Origin of the sequence: Agrobacterium genomosp. 13 str. CFBP 6927, from assembly GCA_900012615.1 — a bacterium.
Taxonomy (GTDB): Bacteria; Pseudomonadota; Alphaproteobacteria; order Rhizobiales; family Rhizobiaceae; genus Agrobacterium.
Map to the genome: position 1 here is coordinate 1,661,302 of LT009757.1, position 26,415 is coordinate 1,687,716.

The following is a 26,415-nucleotide window of genomic DNA, read 5'->3' on the forward strand; positions in this document are numbered from 1 at the left end:
AGCGGCGACCCGGACTGGACATCCGCTTGTCGCCCTATGAGGAGGGGCACAGCTACCCGCAATGTTTCTTTATATGTTTCTTTGGCTTCCCGCACCGGCCGGGCAGCTGGAGAGCGCTTGCCCCGAGGCCATTCATGTCTTTCCTGAAGAATACCAAAATTAAAACGAAGGTCGTTTTCGTCATTTCGCTAATGAGCTTGATGTCGATCTCAGGCATCAGCTACGTCAGCTTGCAATATAAAAAAACCGACGATGTCTACAGCGATTTCATTGCCAATGAGGCACTTGCCGCGGTGCTGAACGCCCGAACCAGCGGAAATCTCAATGCGCTCGGCATGCAGATGCTGCGCGCGTCTCTCAATGACCCTGCCAGCAGCGATTTCGAATCCGCAGTCAAGACCTTCAAAGCCGATCGCAAGCAGCTGGAAGAGCGGCAGAACAAGATCATCGAGCTGGTTCCAGCCCGCACGGAAGCCGCTCGCGATATCCTCAAGGGTGTTGTCGAAGTCGAGGAAATGGGTAACCAGGTCATTGCCCTGATGCAGGCAGGACAACGTGCGGAAGCACAGCAGATGGCGCTCAATCTGCTTCGGAAAATGACCGAGGTTTCGCCGAAGATCAGCGCGGGCAACGAGCAGCTGATCCAGGTGATGAATGATGGCAGAGAACGCCTCACGGCCAGCACCAACGCGACAATCTGGACGGCTCTGGTCAGCATAGCGCTTGTGTCGCTGGCATTGATCGCCCTCGGCCTGTTCATCTCTTCCCGTGGCATAACAACCCCGATCGCACGGCTTCGCGAGCGCATGGGATCGCTGGCGGCAGGTGATACCGTCACGGAAATTGCCGGTATGGACCGCAAGGATGAAGTGGGCCAGATGGCCGCCGCGGTTCAGGCGTTTCGTGAGAACGCCATCGAGCGCGTTCGGCTTGAGAATGAGACGGAGGCCAACCGCTCATCTTCGGAGAAGGACCGGATCGAACGGGAAAAACAAAAGGCGAATGAGGCTGCCGACGTGCAGTTTGCCGTCGATAACCTTGCGACTGCCCTTTCGAAAATCTCCCAGGGCGACGTTACCTACAGGATCGTTCAACCCTTCGTATCCAGCCTTGATGGTATTCGCGGTGACTTCAACAGGGCGGCGGAGCAGCTGCAATCGACGCTGAGCCAGGTGGCGCAGAATGCGCGCGGCATTGATGCGGGTGCGAATGAGATCCGCTCGGCTGCCGACGATCTGGCAAAGCGTACCGAGCAGCAGGCTGCGGCTGTCGAGGAGACAGCGGCTGCCCTGGAAGAGATCACCACGACGGTGAAGGACTCAACGAAACGGGCGCAGGAAGCGGGTCATCTCGTCGGTCGCGCGAAAATTGGTGCGGAGCAGTCGGGAGAAGTGGTCCAGAAAGCTGTCGCCGCGATGGAGCAGATAGCAGGATCAGCGAACGAGATTTCCAACATCATCGGCGTGATCGATGAGATCGCCTTCCAGACGAACCTTCTGGCATTGAATGCGGGCGTGGAAGCAGCCCGTGCCGGCGAGGCGGGCAAGGGGTTTGCCGTCGTCGCTCAGGAAGTTCGTGAGCTGGCACAGCGTTCCGCCGGTGCCGCCAAGGAGATCAAGAATCTCATCACGACATCGAACAGCCAGGTTCAGCAGGGTGTGCAGCTGGTCGGCCAGACCGGCAAGGCGCTCGAGTTGATCGTCACGGAAGTGCAGGAAATCAACCGGCACGTGGCGGCGATCGCAGAATCGGCGCAGGAGCAATCCTCTGGTCTGCAGCAGATCAATACCGCCGTGAACCAGATGGATCAGGACACGCAGAAAAACGCTGCCATGGTGGAGGAAAGCACGGCGGCAAGCCACGGGCTGGCCCGCGAGGCAGCGTCGCTTAACCAGCTTCTCGCCCAGTTCAAATTGTCGGAAGGCGGTTACAGCGCGGCGTCTGCGCCTGTTCGTGCGGCCTCGCCCGTCGACAGGCCTGCGGCTTCTCCCGCTCGCGCGCTTGGCGGAAAGATCAGGGCTGCATTCTCGGGCAATGCCGCACTGAGCACATCCGCTGATAACTGGGAGGAATTTTGATAGTCTCCGCTCTTTCACGCCTCGCGTGAAGATGAGAGGACTTTCATAAGAACTGCACCGGAGGTCGGAGATTGTCGCCTCCGATCTCCGGTGCCGGTGAGCCGTTCTTTAGATTCTAATCGCCAGGCTTGTTTGGTCCGGCATAGGCCACCCAGCCTCTGAAACTGAATGCCGTATAGAAATTGGTGATCCCGTCGAAACCGCTATCGCGGAGAAGTGCCTCTTCCTTCTCAGGGTGTAGAATGGAGAGCCTCTCGCGCATCGCGGCCCGTCCGTCCTGAAGTTTCGCAGGATCGGTTCCGTCAATCGCGCCATAGCTTATGTGCCGATCTATCCAGATCGAACGTTCCGGCTCGTTCTGGGGGAAACTGACATGGGCAAGCACGAATGGTGCGCCGGGCCTGAGGCGTTGCCGCACGCCATTCAGCGTTTTGATGCGTTCCTCCAAACGGAGATGATGAAACACGAGAAGGCACGCCGCGCCATCAAAGGGTTCGTCCGGTGCCGCTGATATATCCCCCTCGTGCAGGTTAATTCGCGCGGCGTAATCTGTGGTCGTTTCGCGAGCGAGGGCCAGCATGTCGGGCGAGGGGTCGACCCCGTCGAAAATCCACCCTTTATTGGCTTTGGCAAGAGCCTTGAGTTCGAGCCCGCCGCCAGCGCCAACGACCAGAATCCGGCCTTTGTCGGGAGCTTTCTCGCCAAGCAGCATCGACGTCATTCGATGCAAGCTTTCAAGGCCGGGGACCTGGCGCGTTGCTCCTTCGATATAGCCAACCTGTCGTCCCTTGAAATCAGTCATGGGATTTCCTTCTTTCTAGATGGAGGCGACTTGATTGAGAAACAACAGGATGAGGCCTGTCACCTCACTCGGCCGTTCCTGCTGGAGCCAGTGTCCCGCGCCGGGAATGATGTGGGATCCGAGCAGATGCGGCACCAGGTCGGGCATGGAGCCGATGATCTGATCCATGCCGGGAATGGCCAGGCCGGTGTCACGTTCGCCGATGATAAACAGCGCCGGGACATTGACGTGTTTACCGCTCACTGCCTTCTGTAGTTCCCAGTTGCGATCGAGGTTTCGATAATAATTCAGGCCGCCGGTAAACCCTGATGTCTTGAAATCATTGACGAGCCTGTCGAAGTCGCGGGGAGGCAGCCAGTCGGGCATGCGCGCGGGGAGGGGCAATTCTGCGAGAAGGCCCTTGTTGCGGCTGACCATGCCAAAAGGGTTTGGCGTGCCGTCGCCCGGCCGCCGTGCGCCCGCTTCTCCGCTTGCGGCGTAAATAATCTTGCTGAGCGTCTGGCTGACATCCCGGTTGAACTCCTCTTCTGCGACGCCCGCCTGCTGGAAATAAAGCGTGTAGAACAGCGATTGCCCGTCTTGCGGAAATATCCTTGAGGGCGGGAAGGGAGGCTGGTCCATCATTGGCACACTCAATGCGACGACGGCCCTGAACCTGTCGGGACGAAGGAGCGCGGCCTGCCAGGCGATGGTCGCGCCCCAGTCGTGGCCGACGATGACCGCTTCGCTTTCACCAAGGGCATCCATAAGGGCGACAAGATCGCCAATGCCGTGGAAGACCGTATATTGATCCACCTGTTCGGGAATATCTGTCCTGCCAAAGCCGCGCATGTCGGGCGCAACGGCGCGAAAACCCGCTGCAGCCAGCGACAGGATCTGGTGCCGCCAGGCATGTTTGGTTTCGGGAAATCCATGGCAGAGCAGAACCAGTGGGCCTGTTCCCTGATCAAGGATGCTAATGTCGATCGTGCGCGTCTTGACGATTGTTTCAATCATTTTTCTCACCCCGGATTTTCTCAATCAGTTGCCACCGCAAGCCAGGGATCGGAACATCCCGGGCCGAAGTGACCAGGAGAAGCCTGCGACGCAGCGCATTGCGCTTCCCTATTTGTGTAACTATAGATGTTGCGGAAAAGCGCTTGCGTCAAGATAGTGTAACAATTTTTGTTGCGGAAAGGGTCGTGATGAAAACCGACGGCAGGCTTGCCCGAATGCTGCATGTGCTTGTGCATATGGGGCTGCTTGGCGGCAGGGAAACATCAGAACGGATCGCACAGATGCTCAACACCAATCCGGTGGTCGTTCGCCGTACGCTTGGCGGGTTGCGCGACCACGGTATCGTCGCATCGGAAGGTGGCCGGGGTGGTGGCTGGAAACTGGTCAAGCCGCTGGAAGAGGTGACCGTTCTGGACGTTCAGCGCGCCTTGAATGCCGGTCTTATCCTACCTGCCCCCATATCGCATGACCATCCATCCTGCCCCGTGGAGAAGGCCTCCAACGCGATTATCGCAGCGGCCCATGCCGCGGCCGAAAATGAGCTTGTGGCGCGTTATTCCGAGACGACGCTGGCGCAGATAGCCGGGATGGCATTGCAGGCAAGCCGAAAATCGTCTCCGGCCGGGTGACTTCCATTTAAGCCGGGCATGTCGCCGTTGTAGCGACAGGTCGCCACCGGTGGAAATTAAGGCCGGGAGCGACGGGCGCGGATTTAGAATTCGATGACCTGCCGCACGGCGCTGCCATCGTGCAGCCGGTCGAAACCTTCATTGATGTCCTCGAGCCTGAGCCTTCCGCTGAGCAGGCGATTGACCGGCAATCTTCCGTCCCGGTAAAGGTCGATGAAACGCGGAATATCCCGGACGGGTACGCAAGTCCCGATGTAGCTGCCCTTCAGCGTTCTTTCTTCGCCAACGAGCTGGACGACATTGACCGGCAGGGCGGCGCCGGGCGGTGGCAGGCCTGCGGTCACGGTTGTGCCGCCGCGCTTGGTCATTCTGAAAGCGTTTTCCAGCGCCCGAACCGATCCGGCCATCTCGAAGGCATAATCCGCACCGCCCGAAGTCGCGTCGCGAACCTGTTCGACGGCGTCTTCATCGCGCCCGTTCACGACGGCGGTTGCGCCAAGCTCGCTGGCAAGGGCCAGTTTTTCCGCAGAAAGGTCGACCGCGACGATCTTGCTGGCGCCCGCAGCCCGCGCACCAAGGACGGCGGCAAGGCCAACACCACCAAGCCCGACGACGACGGCAGTCGAGCCGGCCTTGACCTCAGCCGTATTCACAACGGCGCCCACGCCGGTCAGGACCGCACAGCCGAAAAGCGCAGCCTCCACGAAGTGGAGATCCCGGTCGATCTTGACCAGCGAATTGCGGGACACGACGGCATATTCTGCAAATGCCGACACGCCGAGGTGGTGATGGACGGCCTTGCCGCGATAGTTCAGCCTAGTTGCACCGCCAAGCAGCGTTCCCGCAGCGTTTGCCGTTGCACCCGGCTCGCATAATGCGGGCCTGCCTTCCGCGCAGGGCAGGCAATGCCCGCAGCTTGGCATGAAGACCATCACGACATGGTCGCCGGGTTGAAGATCGCGAACACCGTCTCCCAACGCCTCGACAATGCCTGCCGCCTCATGGCCCAAAGCCATCGGCATCGGACGAGGCCTGTCGCCGTTGATGACCGAGAGGTCGGAATGGCACAGGCCGGCTGCACGAATGCGGACAAGGACTTCGCCGGCCCCGGGTGGCGCAAGCTCTATATTCTCGATAACGAGCGGCTTGTTGACAGCATAAGGATGAGAGGCACCCGTTCCCTGCAATATTGCGGCTTTGACCTGCATTAATTCCCTCCTTCGTGGACTTGCTTCAGCTGCGCGGCAATGGGCCGATCCGGCATGGCAATGCTATGTTTGCAGCACGGCGCCGCTCGATGATGGTTTTACGGGAGTGGCTCGGATTTTCCTCTTTCACTGAGGTGTTCCGCCAGGAAGTCGATAAACGCGCGAATGCGTGCCGCAAGATGCTCATGTCCAGCGAAGACGGCATGAATCTGTTCGAGGTCCTCGGGATTATATGCCTCGAGCAACGGAATGAGCCTGCCTGCGTCGATATCCGGCTGTACATGGAATTGCCCCACCCTGCCCAGTCCAATGCCGGCGAGGCAAAGCTGGCGCATGATCATGCCGCTATTTACCGCGGTGTTTCCCGTTACCGGAAGGCGATAAATGTCCGATGCTCCCGGGTTCCGGAACGGCCATTCGTTGAGAGTGCGGCGGAAGTTGAAGCTGAAACAATTGTGGTCGGCCAGATCCTGCGGCGTTTGCGGTGCGCCCTTTGCTTCGAGATAGACAGGGGACGCAACAATAACTCGCCGGCTTTCGAGAAGCTTGCGCGCCTTCAGGGACGAATCGTCCATGGTTCCAGATCGAATGGCTATGTCGGTTCGTTCCTCGATCAGGCCGATGATGCCGTCGGTTAGCGAGATGTCGAGCTGAACTTCGGGATAGAGCTCGAGGAAGGCCGGGATCAGTGGAAGCAGATGCCGTTCCCCAAAGCCCACGGACGCGTTGATGCGAAGCAGCCCGCGCGGGACCATTTTGCCTCCGCCAGCCACGATCTGCTCGGTCTCGGTAATATCAGACAGGATACGCCGGGCGCGGGAGAGATACACCTCGCCTTCCGGTGTCAGTATCATCGACCGGGTCGACCGTACCAGCAGGCGTGTTCCGAGACGATCCTCGATGCGCGTCACCAGCTTGCTGACGGCCGATGGAGACATTTTGAGCCGTCGTCCGGCGGCAGAAAAACTCTGCAATTCCGCCGCCAGGACGAAGACTTCCATTTCACCCGTCCGGTTGTCCATCGTTTCCGCCTATGAATGAAATTCACAGGTATTTATCCAATACTCCCGATTATCATTCAAGCCCTCTCCGCTCATATTCCGTCACAGCAATCGTTCAACCAGCAACTCTGCTGTCTCAGCACCCCTCACTCGCATTGTGGGGCGGAAAGGAATTTATCATGCCCTTGGCTATATTTGCTTTGACGATCGCGGCTTACGCGATCGGAACCACGGAGTTCGTCATTGTCGGCCTGTTGCCGACCGTCGCAAACGATCTTCACATCACCCTGCCGCTTGCCGGTCTTATCGTCAGTGTCTATGCGCTTGGCGTTACGTTCGGCGCGCCGATCCTGACCGCGCTTACCGGCAAAATAGAACGGAAGCCGCTGCTGCTCGGCCTCATGGCCCTGTTCATCGTCGGTAACACCGCCGCGGCGCTGTCACCGAGCTACGAGATTTTGCTCATTGCCCGCGTGATTGCCGCTTTCGCTCATGGCGTGTTCTTCTCCGTTGGCGCGACGATCGCTGCCGATCTCGTGCCCGAAAACCGCCGTGGCTCGGCGATTGCCATGATGTTCATGGGATTGACCGTCGCCATCGTCTCCGGCGTTCCTATCGGCACCTATATCGGTCAGGTCTTTGGCTGGCGTGCAACCTTCTGGGCCGTTGGCGCTCTCGGTGTCGTTGCCTTTGTCGCCATTGCCGCCCTTCTGCCGAATACGCTCAAGAAGGCGCCGCCGGCAAGCATTCTTGATCAGGTCCGCGTGCTCGGTTCCGGTCGCCTGCTCATCGTCTTCGCCATGACCGCGCTCGGTTACGGCGGCACCTTCGTCGCCTTCACCTTCCTTGCGCCGATCCTGCAGGACGTCACCGGCTTCTCCGAATCCAGCGTCAGCCTGATCCTCGTGCTCTACGGCATCGCCATCGCTGCCGGCAACATCGGTGGCGGCAAGATTGCCAACAGCAATCCCGTCAAGGCGTTGATCGGCCTCTTCCTGGCGCAGGCCATCGTATTGCTGGTGTTTTCGTTCACCGCCGTCTCGCCGGTCCTGACCCTGATCACGCTGGTGGCGCTTGGCTTCCTGTCCTTCGCCAATGTCCCGGGCCTGCAGCTCTATGTCGTGCAGCTGGCCAAGGAACACCGTCCCGGCGCCGTTGATGTTGCATCCGCACTCAACATCGCCGCCTTCAATCTCGGCATCGCCATTGGCGCCTGGCTGGGTGGTGTGGTGGTGGAATCGCCGATGGGTCTTGCTGCAACCCCGTGGGTCGGCGCCATCCTCGTTGCCGTCGCCCTGCTTCTCACGCTCTGGAGCAGCGCGCTCGACCGCCGCGCCGCCGTGTCCCTGAAGACTGCATAACCGCTGACAGGCCCGGTACTTGAAGCGCCGGGCCTGTCTGCTCAAACTCATTCCGGAGAATTTTCATGTCCTCGGCATTGAAATCCACGACATCCAAAGTCCAATCGGGTGCGCTCGATCTTATCCGCAAGCCCCATGGCGGCCTCACCCTTGGCATTGAGCTTCCGCTCGACAACGACTGGGCGCCAGCCCGCGAAGCTGAACGCGTCGCGCAAGGCCGTCCCTTCGGTGTACCGGATCTCACCCACTATCCCGATCTCGTCCGCCAGGTCGATCGTTCCGGTTTCGCCGCCGTCTGGACGCGCGACGTTCCGGTCTTCGATCCCAATAATTTTGGCGATGCGGGCTCGGTCTACGATCCCTTCGTCAATCTCGGTTTCCTTGCCGGCATCACAAAGAACGTGGCGCTCGGCACCGCGGCGATCGTGCTGCCGCTGCGTCATCCAATGATGGTGGCGAAGGCTGCCGCTTCTATTGATCAGCTGTCCGGCGGCCGTCTCATTCTCGGCGTCGCCTCCGGCGACCGTCCGGTCGAATATCCGCTGCTTGGCCTTGATTTCGAACAGCGCGGTGAAGCCTTCCGGGACGCTGTCGGTTATCTGCGCGATGCCTGGAAGACCGAAGGCCTGCCGCTTGGCGACGGGCGCATCGAAGCCAGCCTCGACCTGCTGCCAAAGCCAATGCGGGCGCAGGTGCCGATGGTCATTGCCGGGCAAGGCCGGCAGTCGCCAGACTGGATCGCCGCCAACATGGAAGGCCGCTTCGTTTATCCGAACGGGCTTGAGCGGCTCACCTCCCAGGCAAGAGGTTGGGCCGCCGCGCGCACCGCTCTCGGGCTGGATCGCGGTGCCTTCATAAGCGCCTTCCATCTCGATCTGGCCGACAATCCGGATGAACAGCCGACACCGCGCCGCTTTGGCGCTCGCGTCGGACGCTATGCCTTCATCGACCATCTGCATGCCCTCGAAAACGCAGGGGTCGATCATCTCGCGCTTCTGCTGCGGCCCTCGCGACGGCCCCTCAACGAGGTGATCGATGAATTGTCGCGCGATGTTCTGCCTGTAATCGGCAATATCTCTCCCGCCGTCAGAAATGCCGCGGAATAACCAAGGAGAAAGACCAATGCATACTGTAACCGCCAACGGTTCCACCATTCCCGCTCTCGGCTTCGGTACATTTCGCGTACCCGGTGCCGACGTGCTGCGGATCGTCCCGCACGCCCTGAAGCTCGGCTTTCGCCATGTGGATACCGCGCAGATCTATGGCAACGAGGCGGAAGTCGGCGAGGCGATCGCCGGTTCCGGCGTGGCCCGCGGTGACATATTCCTGACCACAAAAGTCTGGGTCGATAACTACAGGCATGATGCCTTCGTCGCTTCCGTTGAGGAAAGCCTGAAGAAGCTGAAGACCGACTATGTCGATCTGCTGCTGCTACACTGGCCGAATGAAGCGGTTTCGCTCGCCGAGCAGATCGATGCGCTGAACGAGGTCAAGCAGGCCGGCAAGGTTCGCCATATCGGTGTTTCGAACTTCAATACGGCGCTGATGGCCGAAGCGGTCAGTCTTTCCAAGGCGCCGATTGTTACCAACCAGATCGAGTACCATCCCTATATCGATCAGACGGTGGTGATCGAGGCTGCCAGGAAGGCGGGCATGGCCGTGACCGGCTATTACGGCATGGCCGATGGCAAGGTATTTACCGATCCGGTCCTGAAGGAGATTGCCGCAAGCCACGGCAAGTCGGTGGCGCAGGTGGTTCTGCGCTGGCTGGTGCATCAGGATGGTATCATCGCCCTGTCGAAGACCGTCGGTGAGGCACGTGCCGCCGAGAACCTGGCCATCTTCGACTTTGCCCTTTCAGCTGATGAAATGGCTGCCATCCATGGCCTTTCCAGCCCTGCTGGCCGGATCGTCTCGCCCGACGGCCTCGCTCCCCTGTGGGACAAGGCTGCCTGAGACGCAAAGGGGAGGGGTGCAAACCCGTCCCGAGGCCGCAAGGCAAAACCAGGAACGGGTTTCTTACGCCCGCCGGCTGTTCATGTGCTCCACTATGCCGGCGGGCGCGTCTTGCGAAAACATATCTGCAAAGCCCGAGGCGGCATCCTCGGCAATGCTGGCCGCGCGGTTCTGCATCATCGTTTCAAATTGCTCGACAGCCAGAGGCCAATCGGATGCCGAAACCAGAGCCTCGGCCAGATCGGCCGCATCGAGCATGGCGAGATTTACACCGACACCGACGGGCGGCATAACGTGTGCTGCGTCACCAACAAGCGTAAGACCTGGCCGGTGCGCCCAGCGCAAGCCAGCAGGAAGCGCGATGATCGGGCGGATCGCCGTTATCGCGTCGGCGTTTAAAATCATCTTCAGAAGCTTCTCAGACCAGCCGGAGAACCGCTTCAGGAGCTCGTTTCGGGTGATGCCGGCCAGCGCCATATCCGGTCGCTGGCCTTCTGCGGGGGTGACTGGGATAGCGGCATAGACCCGGACATGCCCATTGCCGTTTCGCTGGGCAATGAGGCCCATTTCTGCATGCAGGGCAAATATGCTGCCGCGGCCGATCATCTCTGCGATGGATGGATGGCGTTCATCGATTGCATCAATCCGCAGTTCAACGAAAGTGGTGCCGGTGTAAACGGGCTGCACATCGGTCAGGGCCGGACGTACACGGGACCATGCGCCATCTGCGCCGATGACGAGGTCGAAACATTCGGTTCTGCCGTTTTCAAAATGGAGAGAATGTTTGCCATCTGAGTGGCCTGTTACCGTTTTCAGCCGGTGATCCCATTGCACGGTTTCAGGTGCAATCGAGGAAAGGAGAAGTTCGCGCAGGGCGTGACGATCAATCTCCGGCCTTTGGCCTTCGCCCGGAGCCGGCAGATCTTCCGCAAGAATTGTCGCCGACCGATAATCGAGCACACGGGTCTCTTGATCTTCGTGGCGGGCGATGCGGTTAAAGCAGGGTAGGAGGCCCGCCTTTTCAAGCGCGAGCTGACCCGTATCGGCGTGCAAATCCAATGTGCCGCCCTGATCGCGTGCCTGTGCCGAGGTGTCTGCTTCAAAAACGACAGTTTTCCAATTGTGCCTTTGAAGGATCGATGCTGCCATGAGCCCTGCCGGACCTGCGCCGACAATGGCGACGATAGGATGTTGTAACATGGGAGACTTTCGCATAATAAAGATAGGTTCCTATATTATTTATATAGGCACCTGTTTAAATGCAAGCCCCGGGGATAGCTAAAGGAATGAATGAAGAAGCCGAATGGCGACCACAGGAAATGCCGGCGCTGATTATCGGGCGGATTGCACGGATGCTGGCGAGACTTGACGACGAGGGACTTCGGGAGATCGGCATCAGTGTCGCCCAGCTTCCCGTTCTGGTCGCCCTGAAGAACGGCGAAATGCGAACCCAGAAGGAACTGGCCGTCATTGCGGGGGTGGAGCAACCCAGCATGGCGCAGCTTCTGGCCAGAATGGAGCGGGATGGGTTGATCCGGCGTAGCCAGGATCCCAACGACAAACGCAGCAGCCTGATATGCCTGGAGCCGGAGGCGTATCGCAGGCTGGAGCCGGGACGCGATGTCCTGCGTGGCACCAATGAACGTGCGCTCGCCGGACTTGCTCCTGACGAGGTCCGAACGCTGACGGAGATGCTCCATCGAATTCACGCGAACTTGGCAGGTTGCTGAAGGTGGTTGTTCCGATCAAAGGACGCCGCGCAGCCTCGGGCTGATGCCAATAAAACGCGACTAGCTGGCCGCCTTGGCGCCCCTTACTTTCGGGAGATTGCTCAAGAGGGACTCACAGGCTTTTGTGATGTGGGTGACAAGCAGATCGGTGGCGAGATTAACGTCTCGCTGCCGGCACGCGGCCAGGATCTGGCGATGTTCCCGGTCATCGACGCCGGTGCCGCCTGATAGTGTCAGCTGAATGCGAAGATACCGTTCGATCCGGTCGTTCACCGACCGTATTAGATTGAGCAGGAATGGTTTGTTGGCATCCTCGTAAAGGCAGGAGTGAAACTGCCAATTAAGTTCCGCCCATCGCGCCACGTCGGTCTCGCGTGCGAATTCATTGCAATAATCTTCCGCGCGCTGGAAGGTGTGCTCGGTCATTCTCGGGATCGAGAGTTTCAGGGCGTTGGCTTCCAGCATGGCCCTCACTTCAAAAATTTCGGCGATCTCTGGTTCGGTAATGCTTGTTACCACCGCGCCGCGGTTGCGTTGGAATTCCACAAGACCTTCTGCTTCCAGACGCTTCAACGCTTCGCGAACCGGGATTTTGCTGACGCCAAAAAGCTTCGCGATATCATCCTGACGGATCGGTTCGTCTTCATCGAGGACGCCCGTTATGATCGCCTCTCGTATGTGTTTTGCGATAATATCCGACGTCGGCGGGGTGTTGCCAAGAGAGGGTAGGTTTTGAGCTTTTAGCGGCATTTTTACTCCATGGTCAGAACCCGACGCGCAACGGCAAGATCAAATAACGTAGCTTATATACGATCGGTACTTGCCTGTCTCGTCTCATTATCGTATACGATATCTTATGAAGAAGAGGCAAGACGGATTCCCGAGCCATGTGCGAGCAAAAAATCCCGAACTTGATCGGTTATGTTACGCCACTGAGCGCTGCGCCGGGCGGGGCTTTGGAATTCAAGATTTCTTCGCGTGGCAATCGAGAAGTCAGCGCACGGGCAATTCGCATAATTTGCTGCGATCCCAATCCGCAAGGACCAGGCGTTAAAGTGGCTGCGGCAGATTTCGGTCTCGCTGCAGAATATACCGCCGTTGAGCAGCCGGCCTATCTCGGTTCCTGCGCGTTCGGCCCCATTCCCGTTTTGGACAACCACTCCGCGATCAAGGTCGATCTGACGGTGATGCCCACCTTGTCATCCGAGGCTGCTCAGACGCTTTTCTCGCTGCAGAATATCGATGCGACCCAGGGATTGGCGATTGTCACCCGTGACGACAGATTGTTTCTCCAGCAACTTGATACGAATGCCTGCCATGACACAGGCATCGAGCTTCCGGGAAACTGCTGGTCGCAGATCGAGGTGATCCTTGGCTTGGAGGGTTTCTCGGTGACTGTCCGGCAGCATTTGCCGATGAAGCCAGAGAAGACGAAAAGTGCGAGCTTCCCGGATCTCACGCGCCGCGCACTTGTGGAAATCGATCATATTTGTTTCGCCGCCGTCTGGCGGGGGCATCCTGAACAGACCTTCAACGGCTCCATCGAAAATCCATCCCTGAGTTCAACGCGTTCGGAACCAGTCCCGGTAGCGGCGTGGGAGGTTATCGCGGAGTGGAATTTCGGCGGGGATGCGCGCGATATCTGGATAGAGGACGAAAAGGATCGTGCGAGACGGTTATGCTTGATCAACATGCCGATGCGCGCGGTCAGATCGTCTGCCTGGTCCGGCCGACATCAGGATTGGAAGCAGGTGCTACCGGAATATGCGGCGATCAGATTTCATTCCGACGATCTTGGTGATTGCGGCTGGGAAACGACTATCCGGATCGATGTGCCAGAGGATATGCGCTCCGGCGTATATGGGCTTGAGGTCGACAATGGCGTCGGAAAGGACACGATCCCGTTCTACGTCATTCCAGGAGAAAGAACGAAACGCCGGCGGATCGTGTTTCTGGCTCCGACATTCACCTATATGGCCTATGCCAATTTCGCCCGTGGCAACTTTGCGGGCGAACTTGCCGACAGGGTTGGCGCGTGGAACGCATATCCGCACAATCCAGACGAAGTCGGTGCTTACGGCTATTCCACCTACAGCCGCCATCCCGACGGCTCGGGCATAAACCTGTCGTCACGGCTGCGCCCGGTCCTGACGATGCGGCCGGAATACCTTATCTATTTCGATCCGATGGGATCAGGAATGCGGCATTTCCCGGCAGATTCACATCTCACCGACTGGCTCGAGACTAAGGGATTCGAGTTCGACGTCATCACGGACGAGGATCTTGACCGGGATGGCGTTACCGCCCTGTCGCCTTATGACGTGGTTCTGACGGGAACGCATCCCGAATACCACACCCGACGCACGATGGAGGCGCTGATCGCCTACCGGGAAGCCGGTGGAAACCTGATGTATCTCGGCGGTAACGGTTTTTATTGGAAGATCGGCCGTAACGACGACATGCCCCATATGATCGAGGTGCGCCGCGCCGAAGGGGGCATGCGGGTATGGGCGAGCCAGCCCGGCGAATATTACCATCAGCTCGATGGAGAATATGGCGGCCTCTGGCGTCGCAACGGAATTCCGCCTCAGACCGTCGCCGGCGTCGGCTTTACGGCCGAAGGGGCATTCGAGGGCTCGTATTATGTCCGCACAGATGCCTCCTATGAAGAGGAATTGGCATTTCTCTTTGAAGGCATAGCCGCCAATGAACGCATCGGCGATTTCGGATTGTCCGGAGGAGGTGCTGCCGGTTTCGAGATTGATCAGGCGGCCTTCGATCTCGGTACGCCGGAATATGCATCGGTCATTGCCTTCTCTGAAGGTCACGGTCCGTCTTTCCACACGACATTCGAAGAGCTTCTTCTGCCTGGCGTGTTTGATGGCAAGCCGCGTCCGCATGGCGGCATAAGCGCCAACATCGTCTATGGCAAATCCGAAACGGGCGGAGGTCTCTTTGCTGTCGGGTCAATCACCTTTTGCGGGAGCCTGTCGCACAATAATTACGACAACAATGTTTCGCGGCTCCTGGAAAATTGCCTGAGGAGGTTCCTGGGCGATGGTTGAAAAGAGCGATGCGCGGGACGAGCTTATCGGTTTTCGTGAACTGAAAACGCTTCTTGAGACGATTTTCGTCAACGCCGGCACTGCCGGCGACACAGCCGGGATTCTTGCGGAAAACTGTGCGGGATGCGAGCGGGACGGTGCCCTCAGTCACGGTATTTTCCGCATGCCCGGCTATGTCGGCTCCCTCAGGTCAGGTTGGGTGGATGGGCTGGCGGTGCCCGATGTCACGGATATTGGGCCGTCCTTCATTCGGGTCGACGCGCGTAACGGTTTTGCACAGCGGGCGCTTTCTGCCGCGCATCCACTTATCAAAGCTGCCGTCGAGAAAACGGGCGTCGCCATTGTCGCGATCCGCAACTCCCATCATTTCAGTGCATTGTGGCCGGACATCGAATCTTTCGCGCTTTCCGGCCATATGGCGATAACCGCGGTAAACGGGCTTGCGAACGTTGTTCCCCATGGCGGCCGGCAGGCGGTTTACGGGACCAATCCCATCGCCTTCGCCGTGCCGGTGGAGAATGCCGCACCATTGGTCGTCGACCAGGCCACCAGCGTGATGGCAAATGGCGAGGTGCGCCTGCACGCACTCGCTGGCAAACCAGTTCCTGATGGCACCGGCGTCGATCGCGACGGCAATCCCACGATGGATCCGCATATGATCCTGTCTGGCGGAGCGTTGAACACTTTCGGTGGCTACAAAGGCTCCTCAATTGCCCTGTTCGTCGAAATTCTCGCCGGCGCCATTACCGGTGGGCAATTCTCTTTTGAAAACGACTTCGCCGGTTTCGCTGGCGCGGAAACCCCGAAGGCGGGGCAGTTCCTTATGGTGATCGACCCGGATTGGGGCGGGTCTACCGGCTTCGCGTCTCGTCTGCAGCATCTATGTGGCCGGTTGACCGTTGCCGGACAGGATCGTCTGCCGGGCGCACGACGGTTTGCAAATCGCACGGCAGCAGAGAAATGGGGCATCCCCATCTCGCCGGGTGCGCTGCACCGGCTTCGAACGCTGGCGGGCGAAAAAACGTAAAACCCGACAAACAGACTTGAACAGGAGGCCTCGACATGGCGCCCGACAAAAACAGACTTGAATTTCGACGAGACCTCACCCCCGAGCAGGTCGATCAGCTGGTGGAACTGTTTCAGCAGGAGTGGTGGACCAAGGGGCGCGAAAAAGCCGATGTCGAAAGGCTGATGGCGAATGCGGGTCCCATCTTCGCCTTCATCGATCCCCTGAACGGCGAACTGGTCGCCTTCGCGCGCGCCATGACGGACGGCGTCTACAAGGCGATGATCTTTGACATCATCGTCAAGGAGACGTGGCGAAACACCGGGCTCGGTCGACTGCTGATGGATAAGGTCCTGACCGACCCCGTGCTCGTGCGGGTCAAGCATCGTGAACTCTATTGCCTGGAGGAGATGCTGCCCTTCTACGAGAAATGGGGCTTCACCGCCAATTTGCCCGGACTTTTCTTCATGCGCCAATCGTCCTGAGCGCCCATGACCAGTTCTCAAACCATTCTCGAGGTCGATTATGCCGTGATTGGTCTTGGCGTCATGGGTGCTTCAGCACTTTACGCCCTGTCTCAGACGGGTGGGAAAGTCGTTGGTATCGATGCCTATAGTCCCCCGCATCCCCATGGGGCCAGTCACGGCGGCTACAAGGTCACTAGAGAAGCTGTTGCCGAAGGCCCCGCCTATCTTCACTTCGTCCAGCGTTCGAATGCGCTCCTGCGTGCGTTCGAGCGTCGGTTTGACATTAGCCTTATGCAGAACACGGGGACGCTGATTATTGGATCGGGCGCGGCGGGCAGTTCCGGCAGTTTTCTGCACGATACCGTTAAGATCGCCGAGGAGAATGGCGTTGTCCATCAAGTCCTGTCTTCCGGGGATTTGATGTTGCGTTATCCTCAGCTCATCGGCCTGACGGACATGGACGTGGGTTACTTCGAACCAGCTGCCGGCTTCATTCGCCCAGAACCATTGTTGAAACTGCAGATCGCCCTTGCCAAACAAGCTGGCGCTGAGGTTTTGCCGAATACGGTCGTCAAACGGATCGTGCCAATCACGGGCGGTGTGGAAATAGAGGCCGAGGGCGTGGTGATCCGGGCCCGGCAGGCGGTTGTCGCCATGGGCCGCTGGATGGGCGGGGTTCTTGGCGGGCAGTTTGGCACTTTATTGTCCGTCAGCCAGCAAAGGACATTTATATTCAAAGCGCGTGATGCGGCTGCCTATCAGCCAGGCAGGTTTCCGACCCTGATGTGGTTTCGCGAATGTGTTGATAACGCCTGTGCGACGGTCTTTCCGCTCGAAGGGGCGGCTGATGGCGTCAAGTTTTTTGTAGCAGATACCGAGACCGCTCCGCCTGCCGGCATGTCTGGCGATCAATTCTTCCGGCACCACGTCGAGCCGTTCTTCGGAGGTATTTCCTCGGAACTAAAGGCTTCGGAAACATGCTTCTATACATCAACGCCGGATCACGGGTTCTTGCTCGATTGGCATCCGGATATTCCGGGGCTGTTCCTGGTGTCGGCATGTTCGGGGCATGGTTTCAAGCATGCTTTAGGCGTGGGTGAAGCTGTTGCCGCGCAGCTCACGGGTCATTCCTCGCCTGATCTCTCTGCCTTCAGCCTCGCGCGATTTTCCGCTTAACCTGCCGAGGAATCTATCTTGACAGCCAAAGTAGATCGTATACGATATCGTAAATACTAAAAATCTGATGGCGAGATGGTCGTCAACGAAAGGGAGAAACATGAAATACGATCGGTTCCTAACGACAGTCGAACTGCATACTTGCGGCGAAACCTTTCGTCTGGTCACGCAGGGTCTGCCGAAGATTCCCGGAAAGACGATTGTCGAGCGCATCACCTGGCTCCAGGAAAATGCGGATCACTATCGTCGTGCCGTGCTGCTGGAACCCCGCGGTCATAAGGATCTCTACGGTGGGTATCTGACGGAACCGGTAAGCCCGGAAGCGGACTTCGGCGTGATCTTCCTCAACAACATGGGTTATAGCCCCCATTGCGGCCACGGCGTTATTGCTCTTGCAACCGCAGCCGTGGAACTTGGCTGGATCGAGCGACAGGTGCCGGAAACGAAGGTGGGCATCGATGCTCCCTGCGGGTTTATCGAGGCCTATGTTCAGTGGGACGGCGAGCATACGGGTGCGGTGCGTTTCGTGAATGTGCCGTCCTTCATTTTCAGCCGCGACGTCACCGTTCATACGCCGACTTTCGGCGAGGTGACCGGCGACGTGGCTTATGGCGGCGCAACCTATTTTTATGTTGATGGCCGTAAGCACGGCGTTGAAATCCGCGAACACGATGCGCAGCGCGTCATGCAGCTCGGCTACGAGATCAAGGCCGCCGTCAATGCCAAGATGCCGTTCGTGCATCCGGAGATTCCGGAGTTCAACAACGTCTATGGCGTTATGGTCTATGGCGATCCCCGCCACGAAGGGTCTAGCCAGGCCAATTGCTGCGTCTATGCCGATCGCGCGGTTGATCGTTCGCCCACTGGCTCGGGAACGGCCGGTCGCGTTGCGCAGCTCTATCTTCGGGGCGAAATGACCGCCGAGGATACGCTGATCAATGAATCGATCATCGGTACGATCTTCAAGGGGCGGGTACTCTCCAAGGCAAAGGTCGGTAGTTTCGATGCGGTCATCCCGGAAGTGGAAGGCACCGCATCCATTTGCGGCTTCGCCAATTGGGTGATCGATGAAGCCGATCCGCTCAAGTACGGTTTTCTGGTGGCATGACGATGGTTAAGCACTTCAACGCAACATCGACCGAGGCCCTGCTGCCTTTCGCTCTGCTGGTAGCGGAACTGGAAAAAACGGTTGTGGAATATGCGGACGGAAAGATCGTCAGCCCGGAACGGCTGGTGGTTCCCCTGGCGGCCGGCGGCGTCATGCTTTCCATGCCTGCGAGCGCTCAGGACATTGCAAGCCACAAACTGGTCAATGTCTGCCCGTCGAATGCTTCGCGTGATCTCGCGACGATCAACGGGGAAGTCGTCGCCTATGATGCTCTCACAGGGGTTTCCCTGTTTGCGCTCGATGGGCCGACCGTCACTGGGCGGCGAACGGCGGCGGTGACCCTTCTGGCGATCAGCCGGCTGCGGAAAGAACCGCCGAAGGTTGTTGCGATCATCGGCACCGGCAAACAGGCGTCCACGCATGCACAGGCGCTTTCGTCTTTCTTTCCCGGGGTAGATCTGGTCGTCGCCGGCATTTCCCGGGAGGAAGAAGAGCAGTTTTGCGCACAGCATATCGACTGCGCCGTCAGGCCATTTGTGGATCGTGACTGGTCCCGCGTTGACGTGGTCGTGACATTAACCACCAGCAAGACGCCGGTTTACACGGAACCTGCGTCGCAGGAGCGGCTTGTCATAGGGGTAGGGGCCTTCACGCCGGATGCCGCGGAAATTGGGAGCGAGACCGTGTTGGCGAGCACCCTCATTGTCGATGATCCTGCTGGAGCGCGGCACGAGGCGGGCGATCTCATCCAGGCCAATGTCGACTGGTCCGCTGTGATTTCGCTCAGCAGCGTGCTGAAGGGAACGGCAGATGTCTCCTCAGGCCCGGTCTTCTTCAAAAGTGTGGGCTGCGCCGCCTGGGATCTGGCGGCTTGCCGCGTGGCCAGGGAGATGGTCGTACAAATGACCACAGGCTGACGGCAATATTGACTAAAATTGACTATCGTATACGATATTTTGCGTAAGCTCACGGGTCGCCTCGTCAGGTCAAATGAGCGCTTCAAATAGTATACGATAGTCGATATTCCAACGTTAACCTATAAAAAGAGAGGAACTGACATGAAAAAATTTATCCCCCTTATGGCGCTCGCTGCTGTCGCGATGTCTGGTGCGGCCGCGCAGGCAGACCAGCTCGACGATATCATCAGCGCCGGTAAACTTCGCTGCGCCGTGCAACTCGACTTCCCGCCGAACGGATCGCGTGATGCGAACAACAATCCGATCGGTTTCGACGTTGATTATTGCAAGGATCTTGGCGCGGCACTGGGCGTTGATGTTGAAATCGTCGATACGCCTGAAAACGACCGTATCCCGGCGATCCTGTCGGGTCGCGCGGATGTCGCCGTTGCCGTCGCTTCCGATACATTGGAGCGCGCCAAGACTGTAGGCTTCTCAATCCCCTATTTTGTGTTCGAGACGATCGTGCTGGCGCGCGAGGATTCGGGCATCAAGGCGCCGGACGACATCAAGGGGCATACGGTCGGAGGGCCCGCAGGTGCTTATGAAACGCTTGCTCTTGCCAAGGAGGTCGAGAAGAAGAGCGATACCGGCGCAAAGATGCTGACGTTCCAGACCCAGTCGGACACGTTCCTGGCACTCGGTCAGAAGCGGATCGATGCGACTTATACGACCTCCACGATTGCAGCGGCCATCATCGAATCCGGTAAATATCCCGGCCTCAAGGTCGTCGGTCCCGCACCCGTTGACGCCGACTATTGCGCGCTGATTGTCAAGCGCCAGGAACAGGGCTGGCTCAACTACGTGAACCTGTTCCTGAACCGTCAGGTGCGCTCCGGTCGCTACGCAGAGCTTTACAAGAAATGGATTGGTGAAGACGTCGGTGCGGCGCCTGACCTGACCGTACCCGGCGTCTATCGCTAAGCGGTTCTCCTGTCATCAATGGCGCTCGATCGGGATTGACGAGCGCCATTCAAGAGCCCGGTGCCGCCTCGGCAGATGCTGCTATCGCCAACGAATGGACGCGGTAGCCGCTGCCCCCGAGACTTTCCGTGCTCGTAGATTCCTTCTTGTACGCATGGCTGCGCCGCGTGCGTTGACAGAGAATGAGGTCACAAATGGACTATCAATTTCAATGGAGACCTGTGCTGCGGGCTCTTCCGGAGATGCTGTGGGGCGCTTTGGAAACGATTGAGATCGCGGGCCTGGCCATGATGCTTGGAACGATCCTTGCAATTTTCTTGGCTCTGGCCAAACGCTCCGGAAAAAAATACCTGTCCCTGCCTGCGGATATGTGGATCGAGACCGCCAGAAACACTCCAGCGCTCTTCCAGATCTACATGCTCTATTTTGGCCTGGGGTCACTCGGTCTTCAGGTCGGTTCCTATGCCGCGCTGCTGTTCGGCATCACCTTCAACAATGCCGGCTATCTTGCCGAGACGTTTCGCGGCGGCTTTGCAGCCGTTCCGGAAACGCAGACGCGGGCGGCGCGTTCGCTTGGCCTGGGCGCGGTGCAGACGCAGTGGTATATCGTGATCCCGCAGATGCTGCGCGCCGTCTTCCACGCCATGACAAACCAGATGGTGTGGTCCGTTCTGATGAGCTCTCTCGGGGTTATCGTCGGCCTGACCACGGATCTCACCGGCGTCACCCAGGAACTCAACGTCGTGACCTATAGAACCTTTGAGTATTTCTTCGTCGCGGCATGCCTCTACTACGTCATTTCCAAGGCCTTCACGCTGTCGTCGCGCATCGTGGCCTGGCGCCTGTTTCGATACTAGGAGGTCGCGATGTATTTCGGTGGATCATTTTCGTGGGGCGACCTTCAATTCCTGTTGTCGGGAGCCGTGACCACACTTTCAATCACCCTTGTTGCGGTTGTCATCGGCACCGTCCTCGGTGTCCTTTTCGGCCTTGTCCGGGCCGGCGCGCCATGGTGGATCGGCAACTCGCTAGGCGCCGTCCTCGACGTCTTCCGGTCGGTGCCGCTTCTTATCCAGCTCGTGTTGTTCAACTCGTTCAACAGCATGCTCAAGCTCAACTGGCCGACCTTTGTCGTCGGCTGTGTTTGCCTTGGGATTTACGCTTCCGCCTTCTGCACCGAGATCGTCAGAAGCGGTGTCGGCGCGGTCCCCCAGACGACGCGTCGCGCGGCGCGGTCTCTCGGCCTCAGCTGGCGGCAGGAATTGACGTCGATAACGCTGCCGATCGCCACCCGGATCGTCTTTCCGAGCTGGATCGGTCTCACGCTTGGCGTGATGAAGGACACCGCGCTCGTTCTCTGGATCGGCATAGTCGAACTTTTGCGAAGCTCGCAAATCGTAACATCGCGCGTTCAGGAGCCACTGCTGATCCTCGGCATCACCGGCCTGATCTACTTCGCGATGAGTTTTCCAATCGCCAGGCTCGGCAATCAACTTGAGAAGAAGTGGGGCACGCAATGATCGCCATCGAAAACGTACACAAACAATTCGGTACGCTGCATGTCCTGAAAGGCGTGGATCTGACGGTTCAGAAGGGCGAAGTCCTGTCGATGATCGGCGGTTCGGGGTCTGGAAAGTCGACGATGCTGATGTGCATCAACGGCCTTGAGGGGATTCAGCAGGGACGTATTACCGTCGATGGCGTGGAGGTTCACGCCAAGGCTACCGACCTCAACAAGCTGCGCAGGCGCATCGGTATCGTCTTCCAGCAGTGGAATGCCTTTCCGCATCTTACCGTCCTCGAAAACGTTACGCTGGCTCCGCGGAAGGTTCTTGGGAAATCACGGGAAGAGGCCGAGGCCATCGCAATCGAGCAATTGTCGCATGTGGGACTGAAGGAAAAGCTCGGCGTATTTCCGTCGCGCCTTTCCGGCGGCCAGCAGCAACGCATGGCAATCGCGAGGGCGCTTGCGATGTCTCCTGACTACATGCTGTTCGATGAGGTTACATCAGCGCTCGATCCGCAGCTTGTTGGCGAAGTGCTCGATACGATGCGCATGTTGTCGAAGGAAGGCATGACGATGATCGTCGTCACCCACGAAATGCGTTTCGCCCGGGAAGTGTCCGATCGCGTTGCCTTCTTCCGGGAGGGGCGCATTCACGAGATCGGCTCGCCGGAGCAGATTTTCGAGAATCCCCAGAAGCCGGAAACCGCGGCTTTCCTGAAGTCCATCTGAACCGCTCTGGTTGTAATCGAGGAAACTGAACAGTGCGCTCATCCAAGATCGTTCACGTCGTCAGCTGCCATGCTGAAGGTGAAGTCGGCGACGTCATCGTCGGTGGCGTCGCTCCTCCTCCGGGATCCACGATCTGGGACCAGGCGCGCTGGATTGCCGAAGACGAAACCCTCCGCAACTTCGTTCTCAACGAACCGCGCGGCGGCGTCTTTCGGCACGTCAACCTGCTGGTGCCGCCGAAGGACCCGAAGGCACAAATGGGCTGGATCATCATGGAACCGGCCGATACGCCGCCGATGTCGGGATCGAACTCGATGTGTGTCTCGACGGTTCTGTTAGACACGGGGATTATCCCGATGCAGGAACCGATCACACGTCTGGTCCTCGAGGCACCAGGAGGCCTGATCGATATCGAGGCTGAGTGCCGAAACGGCAAGGCTGAGCGTATCCGCGTTCGCAATGTGGCCTCTTTTGCCGACAAGCTCGACGTCAAGCTGGAGGTGGAAGGGGTGGGCACGGTAACCGTTGATACCGCCTATGGCGGCGACAGCTTCGTTATCGTCGATGCGGCTTCGCTTGGTCTCAGTCTCAGTCCCGATCAGGCACGTGACATTGCTCACATGGGCATGAGGATTACGGATGCAGCCAATGAACAACTCGGGTTCAAACATCCTGCGAATGACTGGAATCACATCTCATTCTGCCAGATGACCGACCCGGTGTTCATGAAAGACGGCGTTCTGCATGGCAGGAACGCCGTTGCAATCCGGCCGGGCAAGATTGACCGCTCGCCCTGTGGCACGGGTTGTTCCGCACGGATGGCGGTACTCCATGCCAAGGGATTGATGAAAGTTGGTGACAGGTTCGTGGGCACCTCACTGCTTGACAGCGAGTTCCATTGCAGCATCGATGAGGAGAGTGAGATCAACGGCGTGCCGGCAATCAGACCGATCTTGTCTGGTCGCGCCTGGATCATTGGCACCAAGCAGCTGATGGTGGATCCGGCCGATCCGTTCCAGAGCGGTTATCGCGTCTCCGATACCTGGCCAATGGATCATTGAGGTTGCCAGGATGCCAATTGTAAAAGTTGAACTCTTTCCGGGCCGTAGCCCCGAGAAGAAGGCGGAACTCGCCAAGGCTATCACCGACACGCTTGAAAGGGTGGGTGGGATCAGGCCGGAAGCAACAGTCGTGTTGTTCGTTGATATTGCGCCCGACAACTGGTTCGTTGCTGGTGCGCCGCTGGCGAGCAGTGGATTTGTTTCAAATAGCTGATGCTGGCAAATCCTGTCCGTCGCGACAGGATTTGCCATTCTTTGGTTTGTAGATTCAAGTCCGGTTGAACAAGGCCATTGCCTGCCGCTACACGCGCAACTGCGAACGGAAACAGGCTTCATTGCCTCGCGGAAAAGACCGTTTCAGCGAATGTCGCAATCACCTGCCTATTGTGAAACCATTCGCATCACCGCCGGATTTTATGCGGGTCACCCGCGTGGCGAATAACAATGGTACCAGATGTTGGCTTTTCCAAGCAGGACCATGATCGTCTCTGCCCACGACAGGGCAGGCTCTTTCGTTCCACTGAGTATAGTTGTCGGCATTTTTAATCCTCCCAATTAAAGTGCTGTTTCGATAACTCATGATGACCTTAAGCCATTTTTTCGGAATTATTCCTCGGTAATTCCGAACACAGAATTCATAATATCTGTGAGCCTCCACGAGCCGCCATTCCTCCTGCTGCCGGCGATGAATGCCCACAGCAGGAGTGTTTTCGAGTTCCTGTGCGACGCGTTTGATCAGCTCTTCGGATAATCTTCGATGAAGCTTCCAGCGACGGACTTGATGCCGGCGGCGTCGAGCTTGTAATGGGCATAAAGGTGTGTCGGTGGAGCGATCAGGCTGTATTCATCGTATATGCCGTGCCGCTTCAGATATACGGGCATTCCCTCATCCGAAAGAACCTCTGCGACCGCGCCGCCAAGGCCGCCGAGAACATTGTGCTCCTCAACGGTCAGAATGCGTCTGCACTGGGCGGCGGCGTTCAGGATCGCTTCCCTGTCGATCGGCTTGACGGTCGCCATGTCGATGAAGCCAACGCTGCGCCCTTCCGCCTGCAGGGCTTTCGCGGCCTCCAGACCCGGATGGACGGTGGAGCCGGTCGCGATGATCGTGAGGTCCGTTCCCTTGAAGTGCTCGATGGCCTTGCCGAACGTAAAGGGCAGGCGCTGCGGATAGACCACGGGATCGCGCCCGCGCTGGATTCTGATATAGATCGGGTCAGGATAGTCGTTAGACGCCTTGATGACCTCCATCAGCTGGTTCCCATCGGCGGGCGCCACGACGGTCAGATTGGCGATGGACCGTGCAATGGCAAGGTCTTCCGTGGCGTGGTGCGATGTCCCATAGAAGCCAAGCGAAATGCCTGCATGATGGCCGATGAGACGGACGGGCAGCCGCGAATAGGCCACGTCCATGCGGATCTGCTCGCAGCACAGCAGGGCAAGGAATGAGGCGAATGTCGCGACATAAGGTTTCATCCCGACCGCTGCCATGCCGGCGGCGGCCGACACCATGTTCTGCTCGGAAATCCCGAATTGCACGAAGCGCTCCGGATGCAGCCGGTGGAACTTCGAAAGACCGTTGGAATATTGCAAATCGGCGGTGCCGGCGACGATCGGTTCTCCGAGTGCCACCAGTTCAAGCAGCGCATCGGAGAGGGCATCGAGGCCCGGGGTGACGGCGTTCAACTGGCGATACTGCCAGGACTTGTCGGAAAGCGGCTTGTTCATCTCAGATCTCCATGGCCTCAATTTCGGCAATCGCCTTTGCGGCGTCAGATGGGTCAAGGTATCCCAGATGCCAGCCCGGCTCTGTTTCACGGTCTGGGCAATAACCATAACCGGCTTCGTCCGATTGACGTCTCGCTTCAATGTCCGCAGCAGGGTCGTGACCGCGGCCACGTCATGGCCGTCGACGACGTGCGTTTCCCAGCCGAAGGCGCGCCATTTTTCCTCGATGGGCTCCACGCCGATGACGTCATCGACGGAGCCATCCAGCTGGTAGCCGTTGCGGTCGATGATGCCGACAAGGCGTCCAAGCTCATTGTGAGCACCAAACAGTGCGGCCTCCCACACCTGTCCTTCCTGAAGTTCGCCGTCGCCGATCATGACGAATGTGAAGAAGTCCTTGCCGAGCATTCGCGCCGCCAGCGCCATGCCGCAGCCGGCGGAAAGAGCGTGGCCGATCGAGCCGGAGCTGAAGTCGATTCCCGGCACCTTGGTCATGTCGGGATGATCTCCGAGGGGGCTGCCGAGCCGCGTGTAATCGTCGAGAAGAGCCGGATCGATAAAGCCCAGATCCGCAAGGATCGGAAACAGGCCGACGGCCGCGTGCCCCTTGCCCATCATGAAGCGGTCCCGGTCTTCCCATTTCGGCTCGCCGTGCCGCAGATCCATCACACCGTAATACAGTGCAGAGAAGAGTTCGGCGGCCGAGAAGACCGATGTGTAATGGCCGACCTTGGCGATCTCGATCAGCCGAATGGTCTCGAGCCGGCAGAATTTTGCCCTGTCCTTGAGATAGGCGATTTCGTCTTCGGTGGGATGGAGCAGCGCATCGTTCGAACGCGCGCTGGCCTTGGCTAAGTCGGGTCTGGTCACGTCAAATCCTCGTCATTGCGCGCTGCCGGATAGAGGCAAACGCGATTTCGAATACTT

At 58.5% G+C, this 26,415-nt stretch carries 25 protein-coding genes; 18 read left to right on the forward strand and 7 right to left on the reverse strand.

Annotated features, from left to right (window positions below; genetic code table 11):
- Nucleotides 1–134: 134 nt before the first annotated feature.
- Nucleotides 135–2,078: a methyl-accepting chemotaxis protein gene (locus AGR13A_RS21880; protein ID WP_080839471.1), complete on the forward strand. Its 1,944-nt coding sequence runs from the start codon at nt 135–137 to the stop codon at nt 2,076–2,078.
- A gap of 115 nt (nt 2,079–2,193) precedes the next feature.
- Here AGR13A_RS21880 and AGR13A_RS21885 read toward each other — a convergent pair whose 3' ends face one another.
- Together AGR13A_RS21885 and AGR13A_RS21890 are read right to left on the reverse strand one after the other, a co-directional pair.
- Nucleotides 2,194–2,799 carry a class I SAM-dependent methyltransferase gene (locus AGR13A_RS21885; RefSeq protein ID WP_080840407.1) on the reverse strand — a complete coding sequence of 202 codons (606 nt, stop codon included), beginning with the start codon at nt 2,797–2,799 and terminating at the stop codon, nt 2,194–2,196.
- Nucleotides 2,800–2,895: 96 nt separating this feature from the next.
- Complete coding sequence (locus AGR13A_RS21890) at nt 2,896–3,876, reverse strand: alpha/beta fold hydrolase (protein ID WP_080839473.1); 981 nt, start codon at nt 3,874–3,876, stop codon at nt 2,896–2,898.
- 188 nt (nt 3,877–4,064) lie between these two features.
- On the opposite strand from AGR13A_RS21890, the gene AGR13A_RS21895 reads away from it, so the two are divergent.
- Entirely contained in the window at nt 4,065–4,505 is a 441-nt protein-coding gene (locus AGR13A_RS21895; protein WP_208612421.1) for an RrF2 family transcriptional regulator, read from the forward strand.
- Nucleotides 4,506–4,588: 83 nt separating this feature from the next.
- Here AGR13A_RS21895 and AGR13A_RS21900 read toward each other — a convergent pair whose 3' ends face one another.
- Both AGR13A_RS21900 and AGR13A_RS21905 read right to left on the reverse strand, forming a co-directional pair.
- Nucleotides 4,589–5,713: a zinc-dependent alcohol dehydrogenase family protein gene (locus tag AGR13A_RS21900; protein ID WP_080839481.1), complete on the reverse strand. Its 1,125-nt coding sequence runs from the start codon at nt 5,711–5,713 to the stop codon at nt 4,589–4,591.
- A 98-nt stretch (nt 5,714–5,811) separates the two neighbouring features.
- A complete protein-coding gene (locus AGR13A_RS21905; protein ID WP_080839483.1) occupies nt 5,812–6,735 on the reverse strand; it encodes a LysR substrate-binding domain-containing protein in 924 nt (307 codons plus the stop codon).
- 158 nt (nt 6,736–6,893) lie between these two features.
- Between AGR13A_RS21905 and AGR13A_RS21910 the strand changes: the two genes are divergently transcribed.
- The 3 genes from AGR13A_RS21910 (at nt 6,894) to AGR13A_RS21920 (ending at nt 10,031) form a co-directional block, all read left to right on the forward strand.
- Complete coding sequence (locus tag AGR13A_RS21910; protein ID WP_080839485.1) at nt 6,894–8,075, forward strand: MFS transporter; 1,182 nt, start codon at nt 6,894–6,896, stop codon at nt 8,073–8,075.
- 65 nt (nt 8,076–8,140) lie between these two features.
- A complete protein-coding gene (locus tag AGR13A_RS21915) occupies nt 8,141–9,181 on the forward strand; it encodes an LLM class oxidoreductase (protein WP_080839487.1) in 1,041 nt (346 codons plus the stop codon).
- Nucleotides 9,182–9,197: 16 nt separating this feature from the next.
- Nucleotides 9,198–10,031 carry an aldo/keto reductase gene (locus tag AGR13A_RS21920; RefSeq protein ID WP_080839489.1) on the forward strand — a complete coding sequence of 278 codons (834 nt, stop codon included), beginning with the start codon at nt 9,198–9,200 and terminating at the stop codon, nt 10,029–10,031.
- Between the two features lie 63 nt (nt 10,032–10,094).
- Here AGR13A_RS21920 and AGR13A_RS21925 read toward each other — a convergent pair whose 3' ends face one another.
- A complete protein-coding gene (locus AGR13A_RS21925) occupies nt 10,095–11,231 on the reverse strand; it encodes an FAD-dependent oxidoreductase (RefSeq protein ID WP_080839491.1) in 1,137 nt (378 codons plus the stop codon).
- An 86-nt stretch (nt 11,232–11,317) separates the two neighbouring features.
- Between AGR13A_RS21925 and AGR13A_RS21930 the strand changes: the two genes are divergently transcribed.
- Nucleotides 11,318–11,761, forward strand: coding sequence for a MarR family winged helix-turn-helix transcriptional regulator (locus AGR13A_RS21930; protein ID WP_139786115.1), 444 nt, complete (start codon nt 11,318–11,320; stop codon nt 11,759–11,761).
- Nucleotides 11,762–11,821: 60 nt separating this feature from the next.
- Here AGR13A_RS21930 and AGR13A_RS21935 read toward each other — a convergent pair whose 3' ends face one another.
- On the reverse strand, nt 11,822–12,511 hold the full coding sequence (locus AGR13A_RS21935) for a GntR family transcriptional regulator (protein ID WP_035226000.1): 690 nt from the start codon (nt 12,509–12,511) through the stop codon (nt 11,822–11,824).
- A gap of 305 nt (nt 12,512–12,816) precedes the next feature.
- On the opposite strand from AGR13A_RS21935, the gene AGR13A_RS21940 reads away from it, so the two are divergent.
- The 12 genes from AGR13A_RS21940 to AGR13A_RS21995 all read left to right on the forward strand — a co-directional run bounded on the left by AGR13A_RS21940 (nt 12,817) and on the right by AGR13A_RS21995 (nt 23,974).
- Entirely contained in the window at nt 12,817–14,826 is a 2,010-nt protein-coding gene (locus tag AGR13A_RS21940; protein WP_208612414.1) for a N,N-dimethylformamidase beta subunit family domain-containing protein, read from the forward strand.
- Nucleotides 14,819–15,853, forward strand: a complete 1,035-nt coding sequence (locus AGR13A_RS21945; protein WP_080839497.1) for an Ldh family oxidoreductase — start codon at nt 14,819–14,821, stop codon at nt 15,851–15,853. Before AGR13A_RS21940 ends, AGR13A_RS21945 begins: the two co-directional genes overlap by 8 nt.
- A 35-nt stretch (nt 15,854–15,888) precedes the next feature.
- Nucleotides 15,889–16,317 (forward strand): GNAT family N-acetyltransferase, encoded by a 429-nt coding sequence (locus tag AGR13A_RS21950; protein ID WP_035225993.1) that lies wholly within the window; start codon nt 15,889–15,891, stop codon nt 16,315–16,317.
- A 6-nt stretch (nt 16,318–16,323) separates the two neighbouring features.
- Nucleotides 16,324–17,475, forward strand: coding sequence for an N-methyl-L-tryptophan oxidase (gene solA / locus AGR13A_RS21955; RefSeq protein ID WP_080839500.1), 1,152 nt, complete (start codon nt 16,324–16,326; stop codon nt 17,473–17,475).
- Between the two features lie 100 nt (nt 17,476–17,575).
- Entirely contained in the window at nt 17,576–18,583 is a 1,008-nt protein-coding gene (gene lhpH / locus AGR13A_RS21960; RefSeq protein ID WP_080839502.1) for a trans-3-hydroxy-L-proline dehydratase, read from the forward strand.
- A gap of 2 nt (nt 18,584–18,585) precedes the next feature.
- A complete protein-coding gene (gene lhpI, locus AGR13A_RS21965; protein ID WP_208612415.1) occupies nt 18,586–19,500 on the forward strand; it encodes a bifunctional Delta(1)-pyrroline-2-carboxylate/Delta(1)-piperideine-2-carboxylate reductase in 915 nt (304 codons plus the stop codon).
- Between the two features lie 141 nt (nt 19,501–19,641).
- Nucleotides 19,642–20,463, forward strand: a complete 822-nt coding sequence (locus AGR13A_RS21970; protein ID WP_080839505.1) for a transporter substrate-binding domain-containing protein — start codon at nt 19,642–19,644, stop codon at nt 20,461–20,463.
- A gap of 194 nt (nt 20,464–20,657) precedes the next feature.
- Nucleotides 20,658–21,320 (forward strand): amino acid ABC transporter permease, encoded by a 663-nt coding sequence (locus AGR13A_RS21975; RefSeq protein ID WP_080839506.1) that lies wholly within the window; start codon nt 20,658–20,660, stop codon nt 21,318–21,320.
- A gap of 9 nt (nt 21,321–21,329) precedes the next feature.
- Nucleotides 21,330–21,983, forward strand: a complete 654-nt coding sequence (locus AGR13A_RS21980; protein ID WP_035225982.1) for an amino acid ABC transporter permease — start codon at nt 21,330–21,332, stop codon at nt 21,981–21,983.
- The gene (locus tag AGR13A_RS21985; RefSeq protein ID WP_035225980.1) at nt 21,980–22,699 is read left to right on the forward strand and encodes an amino acid ABC transporter ATP-binding protein; all 720 of its coding nucleotides are present in this window, start codon (nt 21,980–21,982) and stop codon (nt 22,697–22,699) included. The genes AGR13A_RS21980 and AGR13A_RS21985 overlap by 4 nt, the downstream gene beginning before the upstream one ends.
- A gap of 32 nt (nt 22,700–22,731) precedes the next feature.
- The gene (locus AGR13A_RS21990; protein ID WP_080839508.1) at nt 22,732–23,760 is read left to right on the forward strand and encodes a trans-3-hydroxy-L-proline dehydratase; all 1,029 of its coding nucleotides are present in this window, start codon (nt 22,732–22,734) and stop codon (nt 23,758–23,760) included.
- Between the two features lie 10 nt (nt 23,761–23,770).
- Complete coding sequence (locus AGR13A_RS21995) at nt 23,771–23,974, forward strand: tautomerase family protein (RefSeq protein ID WP_080839509.1); 204 nt, start codon at nt 23,771–23,773, stop codon at nt 23,972–23,974.
- A gap of 521 nt (nt 23,975–24,495) precedes the next feature.
- Here AGR13A_RS21995 and AGR13A_RS25190 read toward each other — a convergent pair.
- Entirely contained in the window at nt 24,496–26,358 is a 1,863-nt protein-coding gene (locus tag AGR13A_RS25190) for a transketolase family protein (protein WP_308400322.1), read from the reverse strand.
- Between the last annotated feature and the right edge of the window lie 57 nt (nt 26,359–26,415).

Bases quoted from the DNA above. Each gene is read 5' to 3' on its own strand.
- AGR13A_RS21880 (WP_080839471.1), top strand. From the start codon at position 135: ATGTCTTTCCTGAAGAATACCAAAATTAAAACGAAGGTCGTTTTCGTC.
- AGR13A_RS21885 (WP_080840407.1), bottom strand. From the start codon at position 2,799: ATGACGTCGATGCTGCTTGGCGAGAAAGCTCCCGACAAAGGCCGGATT.
- AGR13A_RS21890 (WP_080839473.1), bottom strand. From the start codon at position 3,876: ATGATTGAAACAATCGTCAAGACGCGCACGATCGACATTAGCATCCTT.
- AGR13A_RS21895 (WP_208612421.1), top strand. From the start codon at position 4,065: ATGAAAACCGACGGCAGGCTTGCCCGAATGCTGCATGTGCTTGTGCAT.
- AGR13A_RS21900 (WP_080839481.1), bottom strand. From the start codon at position 5,713: ATGCAGGTCAAAGCCGCAATATTGCAGGGAACGGGTGCCTCTCATCCT.
- AGR13A_RS21905 (WP_080839483.1), bottom strand. From the start codon at position 6,735: ATGGACAACCGGACGGGTGAAATGGAAGTCTTCGTCCTGGCGGCGGAA.
- AGR13A_RS21910 (WP_080839485.1), top strand. From the start codon at position 6,894: ATGCCCTTGGCTATATTTGCTTTGACGATCGCGGCTTACGCGATCGGA.
- AGR13A_RS21915 (WP_080839487.1), top strand. From the start codon at position 8,141: ATGTCCTCGGCATTGAAATCCACGACATCCAAAGTCCAATCGGGTGCG.
- AGR13A_RS21920 (WP_080839489.1), top strand. From the start codon at position 9,198: ATGCATACTGTAACCGCCAACGGTTCCACCATTCCCGCTCTCGGCTTC.
- AGR13A_RS21925 (WP_080839491.1), bottom strand. From the start codon at position 11,231: ATGTTACAACATCCTATCGTCGCCATTGTCGGCGCAGGTCCGGCAGGG.
- AGR13A_RS21930 (WP_139786115.1), top strand. From the start codon at position 11,318: ATGAATGAAGAAGCCGAATGGCGACCACAGGAAATGCCGGCGCTGATT.
- AGR13A_RS21935 (WP_035226000.1), bottom strand. From the start codon at position 12,511: ATGCCGCTAAAAGCTCAAAACCTACCCTCTCTTGGCAACACCCCGCCG.
- AGR13A_RS21945 (WP_080839497.1), top strand. From the start codon at position 14,819: ATGGTTGAAAAGAGCGATGCGCGGGACGAGCTTATCGGTTTTCGTGAA.
- AGR13A_RS21950 (WP_035225993.1), top strand. From the start codon at position 15,889: ATGGCGCCCGACAAAAACAGACTTGAATTTCGACGAGACCTCACCCCC.
- solA (WP_080839500.1), top strand. From the start codon at position 16,324: ATGACCAGTTCTCAAACCATTCTCGAGGTCGATTATGCCGTGATTGGT.
- lhpH (WP_080839502.1), top strand. From the start codon at position 17,576: ATGAAATACGATCGGTTCCTAACGACAGTCGAACTGCATACTTGCGGC.
- lhpI (WP_208612415.1), top strand. From the start codon at position 18,586: ATGGTTAAGCACTTCAACGCAACATCGACCGAGGCCCTGCTGCCTTTC.
- AGR13A_RS21970 (WP_080839505.1), top strand. From the start codon at position 19,642: ATGAAAAAATTTATCCCCCTTATGGCGCTCGCTGCTGTCGCGATGTCT.
- AGR13A_RS21975 (WP_080839506.1), top strand. From the start codon at position 20,658: ATGGACTATCAATTTCAATGGAGACCTGTGCTGCGGGCTCTTCCGGAG.
- AGR13A_RS21980 (WP_035225982.1), top strand. From the start codon at position 21,330: ATGTATTTCGGTGGATCATTTTCGTGGGGCGACCTTCAATTCCTGTTG.
- AGR13A_RS21985 (WP_035225980.1), top strand. From the start codon at position 21,980: ATGATCGCCATCGAAAACGTACACAAACAATTCGGTACGCTGCATGTC.
- AGR13A_RS21995 (WP_080839509.1), top strand. From the start codon at position 23,771: ATGCCAATTGTAAAAGTTGAACTCTTTCCGGGCCGTAGCCCCGAGAAG.